We start from the raw sequence: 18,255 nt of genomic DNA, 5'->3' as shown, positions 1-18,255 counted from the left end.
GCTTGCGACTTCTGGCTATGCCGTAAATACTTGCCAGAGAGACGCTATGGCGACACATATCAAAGAGGAACAGTTTGAACATAGATACGCGTGAAATCACCCTTGAGCCAGCGGACAACGCACGTCTGCTAAGTCTGTGCGGCCCGTTTGACGACAACATCAAACAACTGGAGCGGCGACTGGGCATCGAAATCAACCGCCGCGATAATCACTTCAAACTCACCGGACGCGAAATTTGCGTCAACGCGGCTGCCGATATTCTGCACACGCTGTATGTCGACACTGCGCCGATGCGCGGTCAGACCCAGGACATCGAGCCGAACCAGATCCATCTCGCGATCAAAGAAGCGCGCGTGCTGGAGCAGAGCGCCGAGAGCGTGCCGGAGTACGGTAAAGCGGTCAACATCAAGACCAAGCGCGGCGTTATCAAGCCACGCACGCCGAACCAGGCGCAGTACATCGCTAACGTGCTCGATCATGACATCACCTTCGGCGTTGGCCCGGCGGGTACGGGTAAAACCTACCTCGCAGTCGCAGCCGCCGTGGATGCGCTTGAGCGCCAGGAAGTGCGTCGCATTCTGCTGACCCGCCCGGCGGTGGAAGCGGGTGAAAAACTCGGCTTCCTGCCCGGCGATCTCAGCCAGAAGGTCGACCCTTACCTGCGCCCGCTCTATGACGCGCTGTTCGAGATGCTCGGCTTTGAGCGCGTTGAGAAGCTGATGGAGCGCAACGTCATTGAGGTCGCCCCGCTCGCCTATATGCGCGGTCGCACCCTAAATGATGCCTTTATCATTCTCGATGAGAGCCAGAACACCACCATCGAACAGATGAAGATGTTCCTGACGCGTATTGGCTTCAACTCGAAAGCGGTGATCACCGGCGACGTCACACAGATTGACCTGCCGCGCAGCACCAAATCGGGCCTGCGCCACGCTATCGAAGTGCTGGCGAATGTCGATGAGATCAGCTTTAACTTCTTCCACAGCGAAGACGTGGTGCGCCACCCGGTGGTAGCACGCATTGTTATCGCTTATGAAGCCTGGGAAGAAGCGGAGCAAAAACGGAAAGCAGAACTGGCCGCCGAGCGTAAGCGCGAAGCCCAGGATCAGGAGCAGAAATGAGTCAGGTGATCCTCGATTTACAGCTGGCCTGCGAAGATAACAACGGCCTGCCGGATGAAGCACAGTTTCAGGCGTGGCTGGATGCGGTGATCCCGCAGTTCCAGCCGGAAGCGGAAGTGACCATCCGTCTGGTTGACAGCGCAGAGAGTCACGAGCTGAACCTGACCTATCGTGGGAAAGATAAGCCGACCAACGTGCTCTCTTTCCCGTTCGAAGCGCCGCCCGGCATCGAAATGCCGCTGCTGGGCGACCTGATCATCTGCCGCCAGGTGGTTGAGCAGGAGGCGCTCGAACAGGTTAAACCTCTCGAAGCCCACTGGGCGCATATGGTGATCCACGGCAGCTTACACCTGCTGGGGTATGACCATATCGAGGATGAGGAAGCGGAAGAGATGGAAGGGATCGAGACAGAGATAATGCTTGCTCTGGGCTATGAGGATCCGTACATTTCCGAGAAGGAGTAGTCTGTGCGCCAGTTCGCTGGCGCATTGGCACAAAATGCCGTCCGGCGCTGAGTTTACGCGTGACGAGCGACAATTCAACCAACATGAGAACCCACACGACGCCATGAGCGACGATAACTCACACAGTAGCGACAACACCAACAGCAAAAAGGGATTCTTCTCCCTTTTACTCAGCCAGCTCTTTCACGGCGAACCGAAAAACCGTGATGAATTACTGGCTCTGATCCGAGACTCCGGGCAGAACGAGCTTATCGATGAAGATACGCGCGACATGCTCGAAGGGGTAATGGATATTGCGGACCAGCGCGTACGCGACATCATGATCCCCCGTTCACAAATGATCACCCTGAAACGCAACCAGACGCTGGACGAGTGTCTCGATGTCATTATCGAGTCTGCCCACTCGCGTTTCCCGGTCATTAGCGAAGACAAAGATCATATCGAAGGGATTCTGATGGCCAAGGATCTGCTGCCGTTTATGCGCAGCGATGCCGAAGCATTCAGCATGGAAAAAGTGTTACGCCCGGCAGTGGTGGTACCGGAGAGCAAGCGCGTTGACCGCATGCTCAAAGAGTTCCGTTCCCAGCGCTACCACATGGCTATCGTTATTGATGAGTTTGGTGGTGTCTCCGGTCTGGTCACTATCGAAGATATTCTTGAGCTGATCGTCGGCGAAATCGAAGATGAGTATGACGAAGAAGAGGATATCGATTTCCGCCAGCTGAGCCGTCACACCTGGACGGTGCGCGCGCTGGCGCCGATTGAAGACTTTAACGACACCTTCGGTACCCACTTCAGCGATGAAGAGGTCGATACCATTGGCGGTCTGGTGATGCAGGCGTTTGGTCACCTCCCCGCGCGCGGCGAATCTATCGACATTGATGGTTACCAATTCAAAGTCGCTATGGCAGACAGTCGACGTATTATTCAGGTCCATGTCAGAATGCCGGATGATTCTCCGCAACCGAAACTGGATGAGTAATGTAAATGGTATTTGACGCCTTGTTTGAGCGCCAGCGCGTCCGTCTGCTGCTGGCGTTACTGTCCGGAGCCAGCGGAACGCTGGCTTTTTCACCTTATGACCTCTGGCCCGCCGCGCTTCTCTCCCTGATGGGCCTGCAGGGCTTAACCCTTAACCGCCGTCCGTTACAGGCCGCCTGGATTGGCTACGCCTGGGGGCTTGGCCTGTTTGGCAGCGGCGTGCACTGGGTCTATGTCAGCATCGCGCAATTTGGCGGCATGCCTGGCCCCATCAACGTCTTTATCGTCGCGCTGCTGGCGGCTTATCTCTCGCTCTATACCGGCCTGTTTGCTGGCCTGCTCGCGCGCCTGTGGCCAAAAACCAGCTGGCTGCGCGTGGCGGTTGCCGCGCCGGTGGTGTGGCAGATCACCGAGTTCCTGCGCGGCTGGGTACTGACCGGCTTCCCGTGGCTGCAGTTTGGCTACAGCCAGATTGACGGCCCATTAAAAGGCCTGGCACCGGTACTCGGCGTCGAGTCGATTAATATCCTGCTGATGGTCGTTAGCGGCCTGCTGGTGCTGGCGCTGGCAACCCGTAACTGGCGTCCGCTGGCGACGGCGGTTGTGCTCTTCGCCCTCCCCTTCCCGCTGCGTTTTATTCAGTGGTATCAGCTGCTGCCAGATCGCACCACCCAGGTGACGATGGTGCAGGGCAATATTCCGCAGTCGATGAAGTGGGACGCGGGTGAGTTGCTCAATACGCTGAAGATTTATGCCGGAGCGACTGAGCAGGTGCTGGGCAAGTCGCAGCTGATTATCTGGCCGGAGTCGGCAATCCCGGATCTGGAGATTAACCAGCAGGGTTTTCTCAACCAGATGGATAAAACCCTGCGGGCGAACAATGCCACGCTGATCACCGGTATTGTTGATGCGCGTCTCAATCAACAGAATCGCTACGACACTTACAACGCGGCAATTACGCTGGGGACCGGCAGCCCGTACAGCTATCGCTCAACGGATCGCTACAATAAAAATCACCTCGTGCCGTTTGGCGAGTTTGTGCCGCTGGAGTCGATTCTGCGACCACTCGCGCCCTTCTTCGATCTGCCAATGTCATCCTTTAGCCGCGGCTCTTATGTGCAGGCACCGCTGTCGGCTCATGGTTTAAAACTGACGGCGGCGATCTGCTACGAGATTATTCTCGGCGAGCAGGTGCGGGATAACTTCCGTCCGGACACCGACTTCCTGTTGACCATCTCCAACGATGCCTGGTTTGGTAAGTCGATTGGGCCATGGCAGCACTTCCAGATGGCGCGTATGCGTTCGCTGGAGCTGGCGCGCCCGCTGCTGCGCAGCACCAATAACGGCATTACCGCCGTGATTGGGCCGCAGGGGGAGATCCAGGCGATGCTGCCGCAGTTCACCCGCGAGGTGCTGACGGCGAAAGTCACCCCCACCAGCGGGTTAACGCCGTATGCGCGAATGGGTAACTGGCCGGTGTGGATTATCACGGTTCTGCTGGGCTTTGCCGCGCTGGTGTTGGGCCTGCGTCAACGCCGTCGTTAATTTCTGCCTTAGATTGCCGGATGGCGCTGCGCTTAACCGGCCTACAAATTTCGCACTTCCCTTGTAGGCCGGATAAGGCGTACGCCGCCATCCGGCAGTGGTCTCATATCTTTGCCGGATGGCGCTGCGCTTATCCGGCCTACAAAATTTTGCACTTCCCCGTACGCCGGAAAAGGCGTGCGCCGCCATCCGGCAGTGGCCTCATATCTTTGCCGGATGGCGCTGCGCTTATCCGGCCTACAAATTTCACACTCCCCCGTAGGCCGGATAAGGCGTAAGCCGCCATCCGGCAATTTCTTCTGCATCCACCAAACTGGCATGCTGCTTGCTTATATCTACCCTGTGACGACCAAATCTGCCCGTGCGTAAACGGGTCGCACCGGCAGGGATCGGTCGCAGCACTATTCTGGTGCAATGTGAGATTTTTGCCTCTAAACGGTGCGGCGCGCCTCGCAAAAATAAACAATACCGCAGCAAATTCTTTACATTAAGCCAGACTAAATGTAACAAACACACACGACACTGCACGAATATGTAGCAGCACATAACAACAACACAACGGGTATCACTGTGCTTTACGCACTGACGATAAAGGAGTCTGGATATGCAATTACGTAAACTGGCCGCCGCCATGCTGGTGATGGGACTGTCCGCCGGTCTGGCACACGCCGAAGAGGCGAAGCCTGCCGACGCAGCGGCTCAGCAATCGACGCTGGATAAAATTGCCAAAAACGGCGTTATCGTCGTCGGTCACCGTGAATCTTCCGTACCGTTCTCCTATTACGACAACACACAGAAAGTTGTCGGTTATTCACAAGACTACTCCAACGCTATCATTGAAGCGGTGAAGAAGAAGCTCAACAAGCCGGATCTGGCCGTTAAGCTGATTCCTGTCACCTCGCAGAACCGCATTCCGCTGCTGCAAAACGGCACCTTCGATTTTGAGTGCGGCTCCACTACTAACAACGTCGAGCGCCAGAAACAGGCGGCCTTCTCTGACACCATTTTCGTGGTTGGCACCCGTCTGCTGACCAAAAAAGGCGGCCCGATCAAAGATTTCGCCGACCTGAAAGGCAAAGCCGTGGTTGTCACCTCCGGCACCACCTCCGAGATCCTGCTTAACAAGCTGAACGACGAGAAGAAGATGGATATGCGCATCATCAGCGCGAAAGATCACGGCGACTCCTTCCGTACGCTGGAGAGCGGTCGCGCGGTGGCCTTTATGATGGATGATGCCCTGCTGGCCGGCGAGCGCGCGAAGGCGAAGAAACCGGATAACTGGGAGATCGTCGGCACGCCGCAGTCGAAAGAGGCTTACGGCTGTATGCTGCGTAAAAACGACCCGGAATTTAAAAAGTTGATGGATGAAACCATCGCGCAGTACCAGACCTCCGGCGCGGCGGAAAAATCGTTCACCAAGTGGTTTAAAAACCCGATTCCACCGAAAAACATGAACCTGAACTTCGATCTTTCTGACGACATGAAAGCGCTGTTCAAAGAACCGAATGACAAAGCTCTGAACTAATTACAACCATTAGGGGCGGGTTTACCTGCCCTCTCGATTGTCGAAGTAGCACGGACAGACTATATGCTGAGTGGTCGTTCCCCACTCAACACGAAAACTCGCTCTTCACACAATCTTCGAGGGTAGCGCTGCTACCCTTTTTTTTCCGGAGTAGATTTATGTCCATAGACTGGAACTGGGGAATATTCTTTGAACAGGCCCCGTTCGGCAACACCACCTATCTTGGCTGGCTATGGAGTGGTTTTCAGGTCACCATCGCGCTTTCCGTGACGGCCTGGATTATCGCTTTCCTGGTCGGTTCCCTGTTTGGCATCCTGCGCACCGTCCCTAACCGTTTCTTGTCCGGCATTGGCACCCTTTATGTCGAACTGTTCCGCAACGTGCCGCTGATCGTGCAGTTCTTTACCTGGTATGAAGTGGTACCTGAATTGCTGCCGGAAGATATTGGCATGTGGTACAAGTCGGAACTGGATCCGGATATTCAGTTCTTCGTCTCCTCAATGGTCTGCCTGGGGCTGTTTACCGCAGCGCGTGTTTGCGAGCAGGTACGCGCCGCGATTCAGTCGCTACCGCGCGGGCAGAAAAACGCCGGTCTGGCGATGGGGCTGACGCTGCCGCAAACCTACCGTTATGTATTGCTGCCAAATGCCTATCGCGTGATTGTGCCGCCGATGACCTCGGAAATGATGAACCTGGTGAAAAACTCGGCCATCGCGTCCACCATCGGGCTGGTCGATATGGCGGCACAAGCGAGCAAATTACTGGATTACTCGGCGCATGCGTGGGAAACCTTCACTGCCATTACCATCGCCTATGTATTGATTAACGGCGTCATTATGCTGATGATGAGCCTGGTTGAACGCAAAATTCGCCTGCCGGGCAATATGGGAGGCAAATAATCATGTACGAGTTTAACTGGGACTCAATTCTCCCTTCCCTGCCCTATCTAGTGGCAGGCTTGATGATGACGCTGAAGATCACGGCGATTGCGATTGTTGTCGGTATCGTCTGGGGAACACTGCTGGCGGTATTGCGCCTGTCCACTTTCGCCCCGCTGCGCTGGTTCGCCAAGAGCTACGTTAACGTGTTCCGCTCCATTCCGCTGGTGATGGTGCTGCTGTGGTTCTATCTGATCGTGCCGGGTTTCCTGCAAAACGTGCTGGGCCTGTCGCCGAAAACTGATATCCGGCTTATCTCCGCGATGGTCGCCTTCTCGATGTTTGAGGCGGCGTACTACTCAGAGATTATCCGCGCCGGGATCCAGAGTATCTCCCGCGGGCAGTCGAGCGCGGCGCTGGCGCTCGGCATGACGCACTGGCAGTCGATGAAGCTGATTATTCTGCCGCAGGCGTTTCGCGCCATGGTGCCGCTGCTGCTTACCCAGGGCATCGTCTTATTCCAGGACACCTCGTTAGTGTATGTTCTGAGTCTGGCGGATTTCTTCCGCACGGCGACGAATATTGGCGATCGCGACGGGACTCGAGTTGAAATGATCCTGTTTGCCGGTGCTGTCTATTTTGTTATCAGTTTGAGTGCTTCGCTGTTGGTCAGCTGGCTGAAGAAAAGGACCGTCTAATGATTTCCCTGAAAAATGTTTCGAAATGGTATGGCCACTTTCAGGTGTTGACCGACTGCTCCACCGAAGTGAAAAAGGGCGAGGTGGTGGTGGTTTGCGGCCCGTCGGGTTCCGGTAAATCGACGCTGATCAAAACCGTCAATGGCCTTGAGCCGGTGCAGAAAGGCGAGATCCTGGTAAACGGCACCAAAGTGAACGACAAGAAAACCAACCTCGCAGAGCTGCGCTCCCACGTGGGTATGGTGTTCCAGCACTTTGAGCTCTTCCCGCACCTGTCGATTATCGAAAACCTGACGCTGGCGCAGGTGAAAGTGCTGAAACGCGACAAAGCGGCGGCGCGCGACAAAGGGCTGAAGCTGCTGGAGCGCGTTGGGCTGACGGCACACGCCAATAAGTTCCCGGCACAGCTCTCCGGCGGTCAGCAGCAGCGCGTGGCGATTGCTCGTGCGCTCTGCATGGATCCGGTAGCGATGCTGTTTGATGAACCGACATCAGCGCTCGATCCGGAGATGATCAACGAAGTGCTCGACGTGATGGTCGAACTGGCTAACGAAGGGATGACGATGATGGTGGTAACCCACGAAATGGGCTTCGCCCGTAAAGTGGCGAACCGCGTGATCTTTATGGATGAAGGCAAAATCGTCGAAGACTCGGAGAAGGATGCCTTCTTTAACGATCCGAAATCGGATCGCGCAAAAGACTTCCTCGCCAAGATCCTGCATTAATTCCCTTACGCCTGCCCGCGCGATGTGGGCAGGCGCTGGCTGTTAAGGTTCGAACGGACGGCGCTGGAACTGATCGTGACCGCATTTCGGGCATAACGGCAGCACATCCGGCGTGTAGACCGCCAGATGGAAATGGCACTTCTCGCAGACCAGATTTCCCAGCCCGACCACCTCCCCGCTGTGATAGACGCCGTGATGGTTGAGATCCTGAAACACCTCGCGCCACTCCAGCTGGGTTTTATCGGTAATATCCGCCAGCTCCTGCCAGATGCTCTCTTTAATTACCCGCATAAAGACGCCGTCGGTGACCTCACTCTGGCTTTCGTTGTAGCTGCGGGCGAACTCTTCCAAATCGCGACGAATGGCGCGCATTAACTCATCCGTCTCGGTTCGCGTTAACTCACCGGTCTGTGTGACCCTCAGGCGAGCCTGTTCAACCAATGCGTCAATATCGCGATCGCCATTACGCAGGCGCTCGGTCAGTGAAGCGACCAGTTCACGGTAAAATTGCGCAACCTTGTTCATCGTTTCGCCTCCGGTTAAGTGATTCATTTTAATGATAGACGTTAATTTCCCCCGCCTCTGCCGAGCCGTCTGTTGCGTGATGAAAAAGTGATGTGGCGCAGAGAAGGGCTATTTCACCAGCGCTTTTCGGAAAGGCTGTTTTGAGGCTGGCGTTTGGGCTATGCTATGCCGACTAAAAACCACCTATTAACGCTACATTTGTAGCTGTAGCAAAAACAGGACTACTGGCTGCCATGCAAGAGCAATACCGCCCGGAAGAGATAGAATCCACCGTACAGCGTCACTGGGAAGAAAAGCGCACATTCGAGGTCACCGAAGACGAGAGCAAAGAGAAATATTATTGCCTGTCGATGCTTCCCTATCCTTCTGGCCGACTACACATGGGCCACGTCCGTAACTACACCATTGGCGACGTGATCGCCCGCTACCAGCGCATGCTGGGTAAAAACGTGCTGCAGCCGATTGGCTGGGATGCGTTTGGCCTACCGGCTGAAGGCGCCGCGGTGAAAAACAAAACCGCCCCTGCACCGTGGACCTACGACAATATCGCCTACATGAAAAACCAGCTCAAAATGCTGGGCTTCGGCTACGACTGGAGCCGTGAAGTGGCGACCTGCACCCCGGAATATTACCGCTGGGAGCAAAAATTCTTCACCGAGCTCTATAAAAAAGGGCTGGTCTACAAAAAAACCTCTGCGGTGAACTGGTGCCCGAATGACCAGACCGTACTCGCTAACGAACAGGTTATCGACGGCTGCTGCTGGCGCTGTGATACCAAAGTTGAGCGTAAAGAGATCCCGCAGTGGTTTATCAAAATCACCGCCTATGCCGACGAGCTGCTGAACGATCTGGATAAACTGGATCACTGGCCGGATACCGTGAAAACGATGCAGCGTAACTGGATCGGCCGTTCTGAAGGGGTGGAGATCACCTTTGATGTGCAGAACAGCGATGAGAAGCTGACCGTTTACACCACCCGCCCGGACACCTTTATGGGCGTGACCTATCTGGCCGTTGCCGCTGGTCACCCGCTGGCGCAGCAGGCTGCCCAGAGCAACCCGGAGCTGGCGAGCTTTATCGATGAATGCCGCAACACCAAAGTCGCGGAAGCCGAAATGGCGACGATGGAGAAAAAAGGCGTCGATACCGGGCTGAAAGCGATTCATCCGCTGACCGGCGAAGCGATTCCGGTCTGGACGGCGAACTTTGTGCTGATGGAGTACGGCACCGGCGCGGTGATGGCCGTACCGGGTCACGACCAGCGCGACTACGAGTTTGCCAGCAAATATCAGCTGAATATCAAGCCGGTCATCCTGAATGCCGACGGCAGCGAGCCGGATCTCAGCGCCCAGGCGCTGACCGAAAAAGGCGTGCTGTTTAACTCCGGCGAGTTCGACGGTCTCGACTTCAACGCCGCTTTTAACGCCATTGCTGACAAGCTTGCAGAGAAAGGCGTCGGTGAGCGTAAGGTGAACTTCCGTCTGCGCGACTGGGGTGTTTCCCGTCAGCGTTACTGGGGCGCACCCATCCCGATGGTGACCCTTGAAGATGGCACCGTGATGCCGACGCCGGAAGACCAGCTGCCGGTGATCCTGCCGGAAGATGTGGTGATGGACGGCATTACCAGCCCGATCAAAGCCGATCCAGAGTGGGCGAAAACCACCGTTAACGGTCAGCCTGCGCTGCGCGAAACGGATACTTTCGACACCTTTATGGAGTCCTCCTGGTACTATGCGCGCTACACCTGCCCGCAGTACAACGAAGGGATGCTGGACCCGAACGCGGCGAACTACTGGCTGCCGGTTGATATCTATATCGGCGGTATCGAACACGCCATCATGCACCTGCTCTACTTCCGCTTCTTCCACAAGCTGATGCGCGATGCGGGCATGGTCACCTCTGACGAACCGGCTAAACAGCTGCTGTGTCAGGGCATGGTGCTGGCAGATGCCTTCTACTACCTCGGCGAAAGCGGCGAGCGTAACTGGGTGTCACCGAAGGAAGCTATCGTCGAGCGTGACGAGAAAGGCCGTATCGTGAAAGCGACCGATGCCGCGGGCCATGAGCTGGTCTACACCGGTATGAGCAAGATGTCGAAGTCGAAAAACAACGGCATCGACCCGCAGGAGATGGTAGAGCGTTACGGCGCGGATACCGTGCGCCTGTTTATGATGTTCGCCTCCCCGGCAGATATGACGCTGGAGTGGCAGGAGTCCGGCGTTGAGGGGGCAAACCGCTTCCTGAAACGCGTCTGGAAACTGGTCTACGAACACACCGCCCAGGGTGCCGTTGCGACGCTGGATCTGGCTGCGCTGAATGACGATCAGCAGGCGCTGCGCCGCGATGTGCATAAAACCATCGCCAAAGTCTCCGATGATATCGGCCGTCGTCAGACCTTCAACACCGCCATCGCGGCGATTATGGAGCTGATGAACAAACTGGCGAAAGCGCCGCAGGAGAGCGAGCAGGATCGCGCTCTGATGCAGGAAGCGCTGCTGGCCGTGGTGCGTATGCTCAACCCGTTCACCCCGCACGCCAGCTTCACGCTGTGGCAGGAGCTGGGCGGTGAAGGCGACATCGATAACGCGCCGTGGCCGGTTGCCGACGAGAAAGCGATGGTTGAGAACACCACGCTGGTGGTGGTTCAGGTCAACGGCAAAGTGCGCGGTAAAATTACCGTCGCTGTTGATGCAACAGAAGAACAGGTTCGTGAACGCGCAGGCCAGGAGCACCTGGTGGCGAAATATCTTGAGGGCGTTACCGTACGTAAAGTGATTTATGTACCGGGCAAACTGCTCAATCTGGTCGTTGGTTAAGCGCGGGAGGAAGCGTGCGATATCTGGCAACACTGTTCGTAACCCTGGCGGTGCTCGTCACCGCCGGATGCGGCTGGCATCTGCGCAACACAACTCAGGTGCCGCCGGAAATGAAAACGATGATCTTTAACTCCGGCGATCCAAATGGACCGCTGAGCCGCGCTATCCGTAGCCAGCTGCGCCTCAATGGCGTCACGCTGCTGGATGAGAGCACAACGCGACAGGATGTGCCGTCGCTGCGTCTGGGCTCGGTGTTTATGGGGAATGATACTGCATCCGTGTTCCAGAATGGTCAGGCTGCAGAGTATCAGATGGTGCTGACTGTTACCGCATCGGTGCTGATCCCGGGTCACGATATCTATCCGATCAGCACCAAAGTGTACCGGTCATTCTTCGATAACCCGCAGAAGGCGCTGGCAAAAGCGGCCGAGCAGGAAATTATCGTTCAGGAGATGTACAACAAAGCCGCAGAGCAGCTTATTCGCCAGTTGCCGAGCGTGCGCACGGCGGACGAAAAAAACACGCAAAATGAGATATCTTCATCCTCACGCGTAAAGCCCGCCCCGGCAACGCCAGGTAGCTAATGCTCAGGCTTTATCCGGAACAACTCCGCGCACAGCTCAATGAAGGGCTGCGCGCGGCCTATCTGCTGCTCGGTAACGACCCGTTACTGCTGCAAGAGAGCCAGGATGCAGTGCGGCAGGTTGCCGCTACGCAAGGCTTCACGGAACACCACACCTTTTCGCTTGATGCCAGCACCGACTGGGATGCCATCTTCTCTATTTGCCAGGCGCTGAGCCTGTTCGCCAGCCGACAAACCCTGCTGTTACAGCTGCCGGATAACGGCCCGAACGCCGCGATGAACGAACAGCTGGCAAAGCTGGTTGGCCTGCTGCATGAGGATCTGATCCTGATTGTGCGCGGCAATAAGCTTACCAAAGCGCAGGAGAACGCTGCCTGGCTTAGCCAGCTTAATACGCAGGTGGTGCAGGTCAGTTGCCAGACGCCCGAACAGGCGAACCTGCCACGCTGGGTGGCAGCACGGGCAAAACAGAACAAACTGGAGCTGGACGACGCCGCCAATCAACTCCTCTGCTACTGCTACGAGGGGAATTTGCTGGCGCTGGCGCAGGCGCTCGAACGCCTGGCGCTGCTGTGGCCCGATGGCAAGCTCACCCTGCCCCGCGTCGAGCAGGCGGTTAATGATGCCGCGCACTTCACACCGTTTCACTGGGTCGATGCCCTGCTGGCCGGTAAGAGCAAGCGCGCGTTACATATTCTGACCCAGCTGCGGCTGGAGGCGTGCGAGCCGGTGATCCTGCTGCGTACCGTGCAACGCGAGCTGCTGCTGCTGGTCACGCTGAAACGCCAGATGACGCAGATGCCGCTGCGCGCGCTGTTTGATAAGCACCGGGTGTGGCAAAACCGCCGCGGCACCACCACGGAGGCGCTGAACCGGCTGAGTGCCGATCAGCTTCGCCAGGCAGTGCATCTGCTGAGCCGTATTGAGCTGATCGTCAAGCAGGATTACGGTCAGTCGGTCTGGGCGGAGCTGGAGGGGCTCTCTCTGCTACTCTGTCACAAAGCCCTCGCTGACATCTTTATTGATGGTTGATATGAAACAGTTACAAGCGCTGTTTGGCGGCACCTTCGATCCTGTCCATTACGGTCACCTGAAACCGGTGGAAGCGCTGGCAAATCTTATTGGCCTGTCAAAAGTGACGATCATGCCCAATAATGTGCCGCCCCATCGCCCGCAGCCGGAGGCGAACAGCCAGCAGCGCAAAACCATGGTCGAGCTGGCAATCGCTGATAAACCGCTCTTCACCCTTGATGAGCGTGAACTGATGCGCGATGAGCCCTCCTACAGCGCGGATACGCTGCAGGCGTGGCGGCAGGAGTCTGGCGAGCAGGCTCCGCTGGCATTTATTATTGGCCAGGACTCGCTGCTCACTTTCCATAGCTGGCATCGCTACGACACCATTCTTGATAACTGCCACCTGATTGTCTGCCGCCGCCCGGGTTATGCCCTCACGATGCGCGAAGAGGCACACCAGCGCTGGCTGGACGCACACCTTACAACCCGCGTAGAGGATCTGCACACTCTGCCCGCCGGTAAAATCTATCTTGCCGAAACGCCGTGGTTTGATATCTCCGCCACGCGTATTCGCCAGCGGCTGGCGCACGATGAGCCGTGCGACGATCTGCTGCCTGCTGCCGTGCTTGAGTACATCCATCAGCAGGGCCTCTACCGCTAAACCGCGCGATCAACAGGAGAAGTGTATGCGACTCTGGTTAATACGCCACGGCGAGACTGAAGCGAACGTGGCCGGGCTCTACAGCGGACATGCCCCGACGCCCTTAACGCCAAAAGGATTAGCGCAGGCGCAAACCCTTCACGACCTGCTCCACGCCGTGCCCTTCGATTATGTGCTCTGCAGCGAACTGGATCGCGCCCGGCAGACGGCTGCGCGCGTGCTGGCATCGCGCGATATCGACACTCACACCACACCCCTGCTTAATGAGATGTTTTTTGGCGACTGGGAGATGCGCCACCACCGCGATTTAACGCACGACGATCCCGAGCGCTACGCCGCATGGTGTACCGACTGGCAGCATGCGGTTCCGACTAATGGTGAAGGTTTTCAGGATTTTTCGGCCAGGGTCGAGCGCGTAGTGACGCTATTGCAGGATCTAAAACAGACCCAGAAAAATGTGCTCATTGCCAGCCACCAGGGGGTTATCAGCCTGCTGATTGCCCGTTTACTGAGTATGCCCGCCTCGTCGCTGTGGCATTTCCATATCGACCAGGGCTGCTGGAGCCGGGTGGATCTGCGCGACGATTTTGCCACGCTGCGGGTGCTAAACAGCCGTGCGGTCTGGCATCCTGACGATAAGTAGCCGCTTTTTCATCCATCTTTTAAGCTGTAGTGATTCGGTGATTGACAGGACCCCGCAGGCTGCTATTCTCCGCGCGCAGAAATTGTTTTACAAAATTGGCGATGCAATCGCGCGGCCAGGATGGGATGATAGCCCACTTTTCATGTCGCGAAGCCTGGACTTTTGTCCCGACATTCGCCGTCTTTCAGGTATAATGTCAGGCTGTTTATGACCAGTACATTTTTTACTCACCCAGGGGGAACACTTGCAGGGTAAAGCACTCCAGGATTTTGTTATCGACAAAATTGACGACCTGAAAGGTCAGGACATCGTCGCCATTGACGTTCAGGGCAAATCGAGCATCACCGATTGCATGATCGTCTGTACCGGCACTTCAAGCCGCCATGTTGCTTCTATCGCGGATCACGTGGTTCAGGAGTCCCGCGCAGCGGGCATGCTGCCACTGGGCGTAGAGGGTGAAAGCGCCGCCGATTGGGTGGTGGTTGATCTGGGCGATGTGATGGTCCATGTCATGCAGGAAGAGAGCCGTCGTCTGTACGAGCTGGAAAAACTCTGGGGTTAATGCGTGAAGCTGCAACTCGTCGCCGTCGGCACAAAAATGCCGGACTGGGTACAGACAGGTTTTACCGAGTATCTGCGCCGTTTTCCGAAAGATATGCCGTTTGAGCTGGTGGAAATTCCCGCCGGCAAGCGCGGCAAGAACGCGGATATCAAGCGCATCCTCGATAAAGAGGGTGAACTGATGCTGGCCGCCGCCGGCAAAAACCGCATCGTCACCCTTGATATCCCCGGCAAACCGTGGGATACGCCGCAGCTGGCATATGAGCTGGAGCGCTGGAAGCAGGACGGACGCGATGTCAGCCTGCTGATCGGCGGCCCGGAAGGGTTATCTCCCGCCTGCAAAGCGGCAGCCGAACAAAGTTGGTCGCTCTCTGCGTTGACACTTCCTCACCCGCTGGTGCGTGTGCTGGTTGCCGAAAGCCTGTATCGCGCATGGAGTATCACGACCAACCATCCTTATCACCGTGAGTAACGAGTCTTAGGCGGATTTAGCAGCGGATGAAATTACAGAACTCTTTTCGCGACTATACGGCTGAGTCCGCGCTGTTTGTGCGCCGGGCAGTAGTCGCTTTTACGGGGATATTGCTGCTTTCCGGCGTGCTGATCGCCAACCTTTATAACCTGCAAATCGTCCGCTTTGCGGACTATCAAACCCGCTCCAACGAAAACCGCATCAAACTGGTGCCCATCGCGCCCAGTCGCGGCATTATTTACGATCGCAACGGCACGCCGCTGGCGCTGAACCGCACCATCTACCAGGTGGAGATGATGCCGGAGAAGGTCGATAACGTGCAGCAAACCCTCGACGCGCTGCGCGATGTGGTCGATCTGAACGATGACGATATCGCCAACTTCAAAAAGGAGCGCGCGCGCTCGCACCGCTTTACCTCGATTCCGGTGAAAACCAACCTCACGGAAGTGCAGGTGGCGCGCTTCGCCGTCAACCAGTACCGTTTTCCCGGCGTGGAAGTAAAAGGCTATAAACGCCGCTACTACCCCTATGGTTCTGCGTTAACCCACGTTATCGGCTACGTGTCGAAAATCAACGATAAAGACGTCGAGCGGCTGGATAAAGATGGCAAGCTTGCCAACTATGCCGCAACCCACGATATCGGCAAGCTCGGCATCGAGCGCTACTACGAAGATGTGCTGCACGGCCAGACCGGTTATGAAGAAGTGGAAGTGAACAACCGGGGCCGCGTGATCCGCCAGTTGAAAGAGGTGCCGCCGCAGGCGGGACACGATATCTACCTGACGCTCGATCTTAAGCTACAGCAGTATATTGAAACCTTGCTCGCTGGCAGCCGTGCGGCGGTCGTGGTGACCGATCCGCGCACCGGCAGTATCCTGGCGCTGGTCTCAACGCCGAGTTACGACCCGAACCTGTTTGTGGATGGTATCTCCAGCAAGGATTACTCCGGGCTGCTCAATGACCCGAACACGCCGCTGATTAACCGCGCCACCCAGGGCGTCTACCCGCCAGCGTCAACGGTTAAGCCTTATGTCGCGGTCTCCGCGCTCAGCGCCGGGGTGATCACCCGCAATACCAGCCTGTTCGATCCCGGCTGGTGGCAGCTTCCGGGTTCCGAAAAACGGTATCGCGACTGGAAAAAATGGGGACACGGGCATCTGAATGTCACCAAATCCCTGGAAGAGTCCGCCGATACCTTCTTCTACCAGGTCGCTTACGACATGGGCATCGATCGGCTCTCCGAGTGGATGAGCAAGTTCGGTTACGGTCATTACACCGGCATCGACCTTTCGGAAGAGCGCTCCGGCAACATGCCAACCCGCGAATGGAAACTGAAGCGCTTCAAGAAACCCTGGTATCAGGGCGATACCATCCCGGTCGGCATCGGCCAGGGGTACTGGACCGCGACGCCGATCCAGATGAACAAAGCGATGATGACGCTGATTAATGACGGCATCGTAAAAGTGCCGCACCTGCTAATGAGCACCGTCGAGGATGGCAAAAAAGTGCCGTGGAAGCAGCCCACACAGCCACCGGTGGGTGATATTCACTCCGGCTACTGGGAGATTGCCAAAGATGGCATGTATGGCGTCGCGAACCGCCCTAACGGCACCGGTCACAAATATTTTGCCAACGCGCCTTACAAAGCGGCGGCGAAATCGGGTACCGCGCAGGTCTTCGGCCTGAAGGCGAACGAAACCTATAACGCCCACCGTATTGCCGAGCGTCTGCGTGACCATAAATTGATGACCGCTTTCGCCCCGTACGACAATCCGCAGGTCGCCGTCGCCATGATTCTGGAAAACGGCGGCGCAGGTCCGGCCGTGGGTACCATCATGCGGCAGATCCTCGACCACATTATGCTTGGCGACAACAACACCGAATTGCCGGCGGAAAACCCCTCCACGGCCGCGGCAGAGGACCAATAATCATGACGGATAATCCGAACAAAAAATCGTTCTGGGATAAGATCCATCTCGACCCAGCGCTGCTGCTGATCATTCTCGCGCTGCTGTTTTACAGCGCGATCGTTATCTGGAGCGCCAGCGGCCAGGATATCGGCATGACCGAACGTAAAATCGGCCAAATCGCTATGGGGCTGGTGGTCATGGTCGTGCTGGCGCAGGTGCCGCCGCGCGTCTATGAAGGCTGGGCACCATATCTCTATGTCTTCTGCGTTATCCTGCTGATTGCGGTTGACGCCTTCGGCGCTATCTCCAAAGGCGCGCAGCGCTGGCTCGATCTCGGCGTGGTGCGTTTTCAGCCCTCGGAGATTGCCAAAATCGCCGTACCGCTGATGGTGGCGCGCTTTATCAACCGCGATGTCTGCCCGCCATCGCTGAAAAATACCGGCATTGCGCTGGTGCTGATCTTCGTCCCTACCCTGCTGGTGGCGGCGCAGCCGGATCTCGGCACCTCGATTCTGGTGGTGCTCTCCGGGCTGTTTGTGCTGTTCCTCTCCGGCCTGAGCTGGCGGCTAATCGGCATTGCCGCGCTGCTTGTCGCCGCCTTTATTCCGATAATGTGGTTCTTCCTGATGCATGATTATCAGCGCCAGCGCGTGATGATGCTGCTCGATCCGGAAACCGATCCGCTCGGCGCGGGCTACCATATTATTCAGTCGAAAATCGCCATTGGTTCCGGCGGCCTCAGCGGCAAAGGTTGGCTGCACGGCACCCAGTCACAGCTGGAGTTTCTGCCGGAGCGCCACACGGACTTTATCTTCGCCGTACTGGCGGAGGAGCTGGGCCTGGTAGGAATATTGATCCTGCTGGCGCTCTACCTGCTGTTGATTATGCGCGGGCTGTGGATCGCCGCGCGGGCGCAAACCACCTTCGGCCGGGTGATGGCTGGCGGTTTGATGCTGATTCTGTTCGTATATGTGTTCGTAAATATTGGTATGGTAAGCGGTATCTTGCCGGTGGTAGGCGTTCCGCTGCCGCTGATCAGTTACGGGGGTTCCGCCCTCATCGTACTCATGGCCGGGTTTGGTATCGTGATGTCGATCCATACCCACAGAAAAATGTTGTCCAAGAACGTTTAA

At 56.7% G+C, this 18,255-nt stretch carries 18 protein-coding genes; 17 read left to right on the top strand and 1 reads right to left on the bottom strand.

Going from position 1 to position 18,255, the window contains the following annotated elements; genetic code table 11:
• Nucleotides 1-74 precede the first annotated feature (74 nt).
• The 8 genes from IAE50_RS15775 to IAE50_RS15740 all read left to right on the top strand — a co-directional run bounded on the left by IAE50_RS15775 (nucleotide 75) and on the right by IAE50_RS15740 (nucleotide 7,937).
• The gene (locus tag IAE50_RS15775) at nucleotides 75-1,121 is read left to right on the top strand and encodes a PhoH family protein (protein ID WP_023479981.1); all 1,047 of its coding nucleotides are present in this window, start codon (nucleotides 75-77) and stop codon (nucleotides 1,119-1,121) included.
• Entirely contained in the window at nucleotides 1,118-1,585 is a 468-nt protein-coding gene (gene ybeY, locus IAE50_RS15770) for an rRNA maturation RNase YbeY (protein WP_094420479.1), read from the top strand. The genes IAE50_RS15775 and ybeY overlap by 4 nt, the downstream gene beginning before the upstream one ends.
• Before the next feature lie 103 nt (nucleotides 1,586-1,688).
• Nucleotides 1,689-2,567 carry a CNNM family magnesium/cobalt transport protein CorC gene (gene corC / locus IAE50_RS15765; protein ID WP_023479952.1) on the top strand — a complete coding sequence of 293 codons (879 nt, stop codon included), beginning with the start codon at nucleotides 1,689-1,691 and terminating at the stop codon, nucleotides 2,565-2,567.
• Nucleotides 2,568-2,572: 5 nt separating this feature from the next.
• Nucleotides 2,573-4,111 carry an apolipoprotein N-acyltransferase gene (lnt, locus tag IAE50_RS15760; protein ID WP_200580679.1) on the top strand — a complete coding sequence of 513 codons (1,539 nt, stop codon included), beginning with the start codon at nucleotides 2,573-2,575 and terminating at the stop codon, nucleotides 4,109-4,111.
• 604 nt (nucleotides 4,112-4,715) lie between these two features.
• Nucleotides 4,716-5,636, top strand: a complete 921-nt coding sequence (locus IAE50_RS15755) for an amino acid ABC transporter substrate-binding protein (protein WP_200580678.1) — start codon at nucleotides 4,716-4,718, stop codon at nucleotides 5,634-5,636.
• A gap of 158 nt (nucleotides 5,637-5,794) precedes the next feature.
• On the top strand, nucleotides 5,795-6,535 hold the full coding sequence (locus IAE50_RS15750; protein WP_200580677.1) for an amino acid ABC transporter permease: 741 nt from the start codon (nucleotides 5,795-5,797) through the stop codon (nucleotides 6,533-6,535).
• Nucleotides 6,536-6,537: 2 nt separating this feature from the next.
• A complete protein-coding gene (gene gltK / locus IAE50_RS15745) occupies nucleotides 6,538-7,212 on the top strand; it encodes a glutamate/aspartate ABC transporter permease GltK (protein WP_097407169.1) in 675 nt (224 codons plus the stop codon).
• Nucleotides 7,212-7,937 (top strand): amino acid ABC transporter ATP-binding protein, encoded by a 726-nt coding sequence (locus IAE50_RS15740; protein ID WP_023479949.1) that lies wholly within the window; start codon nucleotides 7,212-7,214, stop codon nucleotides 7,935-7,937. The genes gltK and IAE50_RS15740 overlap by 1 nt, the downstream gene beginning before the upstream one ends.
• 42 nt (nucleotides 7,938-7,979) lie before the next feature.
• Here the strand turns inward: IAE50_RS15740 and IAE50_RS15735 are convergent, their stop codons facing one another.
• A complete protein-coding gene (locus tag IAE50_RS15735; RefSeq protein ID WP_054804213.1) occupies nucleotides 7,980-8,462 on the bottom strand; it encodes a zinc ribbon-containing protein in 483 nt (160 codons plus the stop codon).
• A 233-nt stretch (nucleotides 8,463-8,695) separates the two neighbouring features.
• Here IAE50_RS15735 and leuS point away from each other — a divergent pair, with 233 nt between their 5' ends.
• The 9 genes from leuS (at nucleotide 8,696) to mrdB (ending at nucleotide 18,255) form a co-directional block, all read left to right on the top strand.
• Nucleotides 8,696-11,278, top strand: a complete 2,583-nt coding sequence (gene leuS / locus IAE50_RS15730) for a leucine--tRNA ligase (RefSeq protein ID WP_200580676.1) — start codon at nucleotides 8,696-8,698, stop codon at nucleotides 11,276-11,278.
• Between the two features lie 14 nt (nucleotides 11,279-11,292).
• Nucleotides 11,293-11,862: an LPS assembly lipoprotein LptE gene (gene lptE / locus IAE50_RS15725; RefSeq protein ID WP_200135154.1), complete on the top strand. Its 570-nt coding sequence runs from the start codon at nucleotides 11,293-11,295 to the stop codon at nucleotides 11,860-11,862.
• Nucleotides 11,862-12,893, top strand: coding sequence for a DNA polymerase III subunit delta (holA, locus tag IAE50_RS15720; protein ID WP_094420483.1), 1,032 nt, complete (start codon nucleotides 11,862-11,864; stop codon nucleotides 12,891-12,893). Before lptE ends, holA begins: the two co-directional genes overlap by 1 nt.
• Entirely contained in the window at nucleotides 12,886-13,536 is a 651-nt protein-coding gene (gene nadD / locus IAE50_RS15715; RefSeq protein ID WP_200580675.1) for a nicotinate-nucleotide adenylyltransferase, read from the top strand. Before holA ends, nadD begins: the two co-directional genes overlap by 8 nt.
• A gap of 25 nt (nucleotides 13,537-13,561) precedes the next feature.
• Nucleotides 13,562-14,179, top strand: a complete 618-nt coding sequence (locus tag IAE50_RS15710; protein WP_200580674.1) for an adenosylcobalamin/alpha-ribazole phosphatase — start codon at nucleotides 13,562-13,564, stop codon at nucleotides 14,177-14,179.
• A gap of 244 nt (nucleotides 14,180-14,423) precedes the next feature.
• Nucleotides 14,424-14,741 carry a ribosome silencing factor gene (gene rsfS / locus IAE50_RS15705; protein ID WP_023479923.1) on the top strand — a complete coding sequence of 106 codons (318 nt, stop codon included), beginning with the start codon at nucleotides 14,424-14,426 and terminating at the stop codon, nucleotides 14,739-14,741.
• A 3-nt stretch (nucleotides 14,742-14,744) separates the two neighbouring features.
• Nucleotides 14,745-15,212, top strand: a complete 468-nt coding sequence (gene rlmH / locus IAE50_RS15700) for a 23S rRNA (pseudouridine(1915)-N(3))-methyltransferase RlmH (RefSeq protein ID WP_200135151.1) — start codon at nucleotides 14,745-14,747, stop codon at nucleotides 15,210-15,212.
• 26 nt (nucleotides 15,213-15,238) lie between these two features.
• Nucleotides 15,239-17,140, top strand: a complete 1,902-nt coding sequence (mrdA, locus tag IAE50_RS15695) for a peptidoglycan DD-transpeptidase MrdA (RefSeq protein ID WP_200135150.1) — start codon at nucleotides 15,239-15,241, stop codon at nucleotides 17,138-17,140.
• Between the two features lie 2 nt (nucleotides 17,141-17,142).
• Nucleotides 17,143-18,255 (top strand): peptidoglycan glycosyltransferase MrdB, encoded by a 1,113-nt coding sequence (gene mrdB, locus IAE50_RS15690; RefSeq protein ID WP_023479966.1) that lies wholly within the window; start codon nucleotides 17,143-17,145, stop codon nucleotides 18,253-18,255.

Source organism: Kosakonia sp. S42, from assembly GCF_016624785.1.
Lineage (GTDB): Bacteria > Pseudomonadota > Gammaproteobacteria > Enterobacterales > Enterobacteriaceae > Kosakonia > Kosakonia cowanii.
This window is presented reverse-complemented; position numbering and strand designations above follow the sequence as displayed.

Bases quoted from the DNA above. Each gene is read 5' to 3' on its own strand.
- ybeY (WP_094420479.1), top strand. From the start codon at position 1,118: ATGAGTCAGGTGATCCTCGATTTACAGCTGGCCTGCGAAGATAACAAC.
- corC (WP_023479952.1), top strand. From the start codon at position 1,689: ATGAGCGACGATAACTCACACAGTAGCGACAACACCAACAGCAAAAAG.
- lnt (WP_200580679.1), top strand. From the start codon at position 2,573: ATGGTATTTGACGCCTTGTTTGAGCGCCAGCGCGTCCGTCTGCTGCTG.
- IAE50_RS15755 (WP_200580678.1), top strand. From the start codon at position 4,716: ATGCAATTACGTAAACTGGCCGCCGCCATGCTGGTGATGGGACTGTCC.
- IAE50_RS15750 (WP_200580677.1), top strand. From the start codon at position 5,795: ATGTCCATAGACTGGAACTGGGGAATATTCTTTGAACAGGCCCCGTTC.
- gltK (WP_097407169.1), top strand. From the start codon at position 6,538: ATGTACGAGTTTAACTGGGACTCAATTCTCCCTTCCCTGCCCTATCTA.
- IAE50_RS15740 (WP_023479949.1), top strand. From the start codon at position 7,212: ATGATTTCCCTGAAAAATGTTTCGAAATGGTATGGCCACTTTCAGGTG.
- IAE50_RS15735 (WP_054804213.1), bottom strand. From the start codon at position 8,462: ATGAACAAGGTTGCGCAATTTTACCGTGAACTGGTCGCTTCACTGACC.
- leuS (WP_200580676.1), top strand. From the start codon at position 8,696: ATGCAAGAGCAATACCGCCCGGAAGAGATAGAATCCACCGTACAGCGT.
- holA (WP_094420483.1), top strand. From the start codon at position 11,862: ATGCTCAGGCTTTATCCGGAACAACTCCGCGCACAGCTCAATGAAGGG.
- nadD (WP_200580675.1), top strand. From the start codon at position 12,886: ATGGTTGATATGAAACAGTTACAAGCGCTGTTTGGCGGCACCTTCGAT.
- IAE50_RS15710 (WP_200580674.1), top strand. From the start codon at position 13,562: ATGCGACTCTGGTTAATACGCCACGGCGAGACTGAAGCGAACGTGGCC.
- mrdA (WP_200135150.1), top strand. From the start codon at position 15,239: ATGAAATTACAGAACTCTTTTCGCGACTATACGGCTGAGTCCGCGCTG.
- mrdB (WP_023479966.1), top strand. From the start codon at position 17,143: ATGACGGATAATCCGAACAAAAAATCGTTCTGGGATAAGATCCATCTC.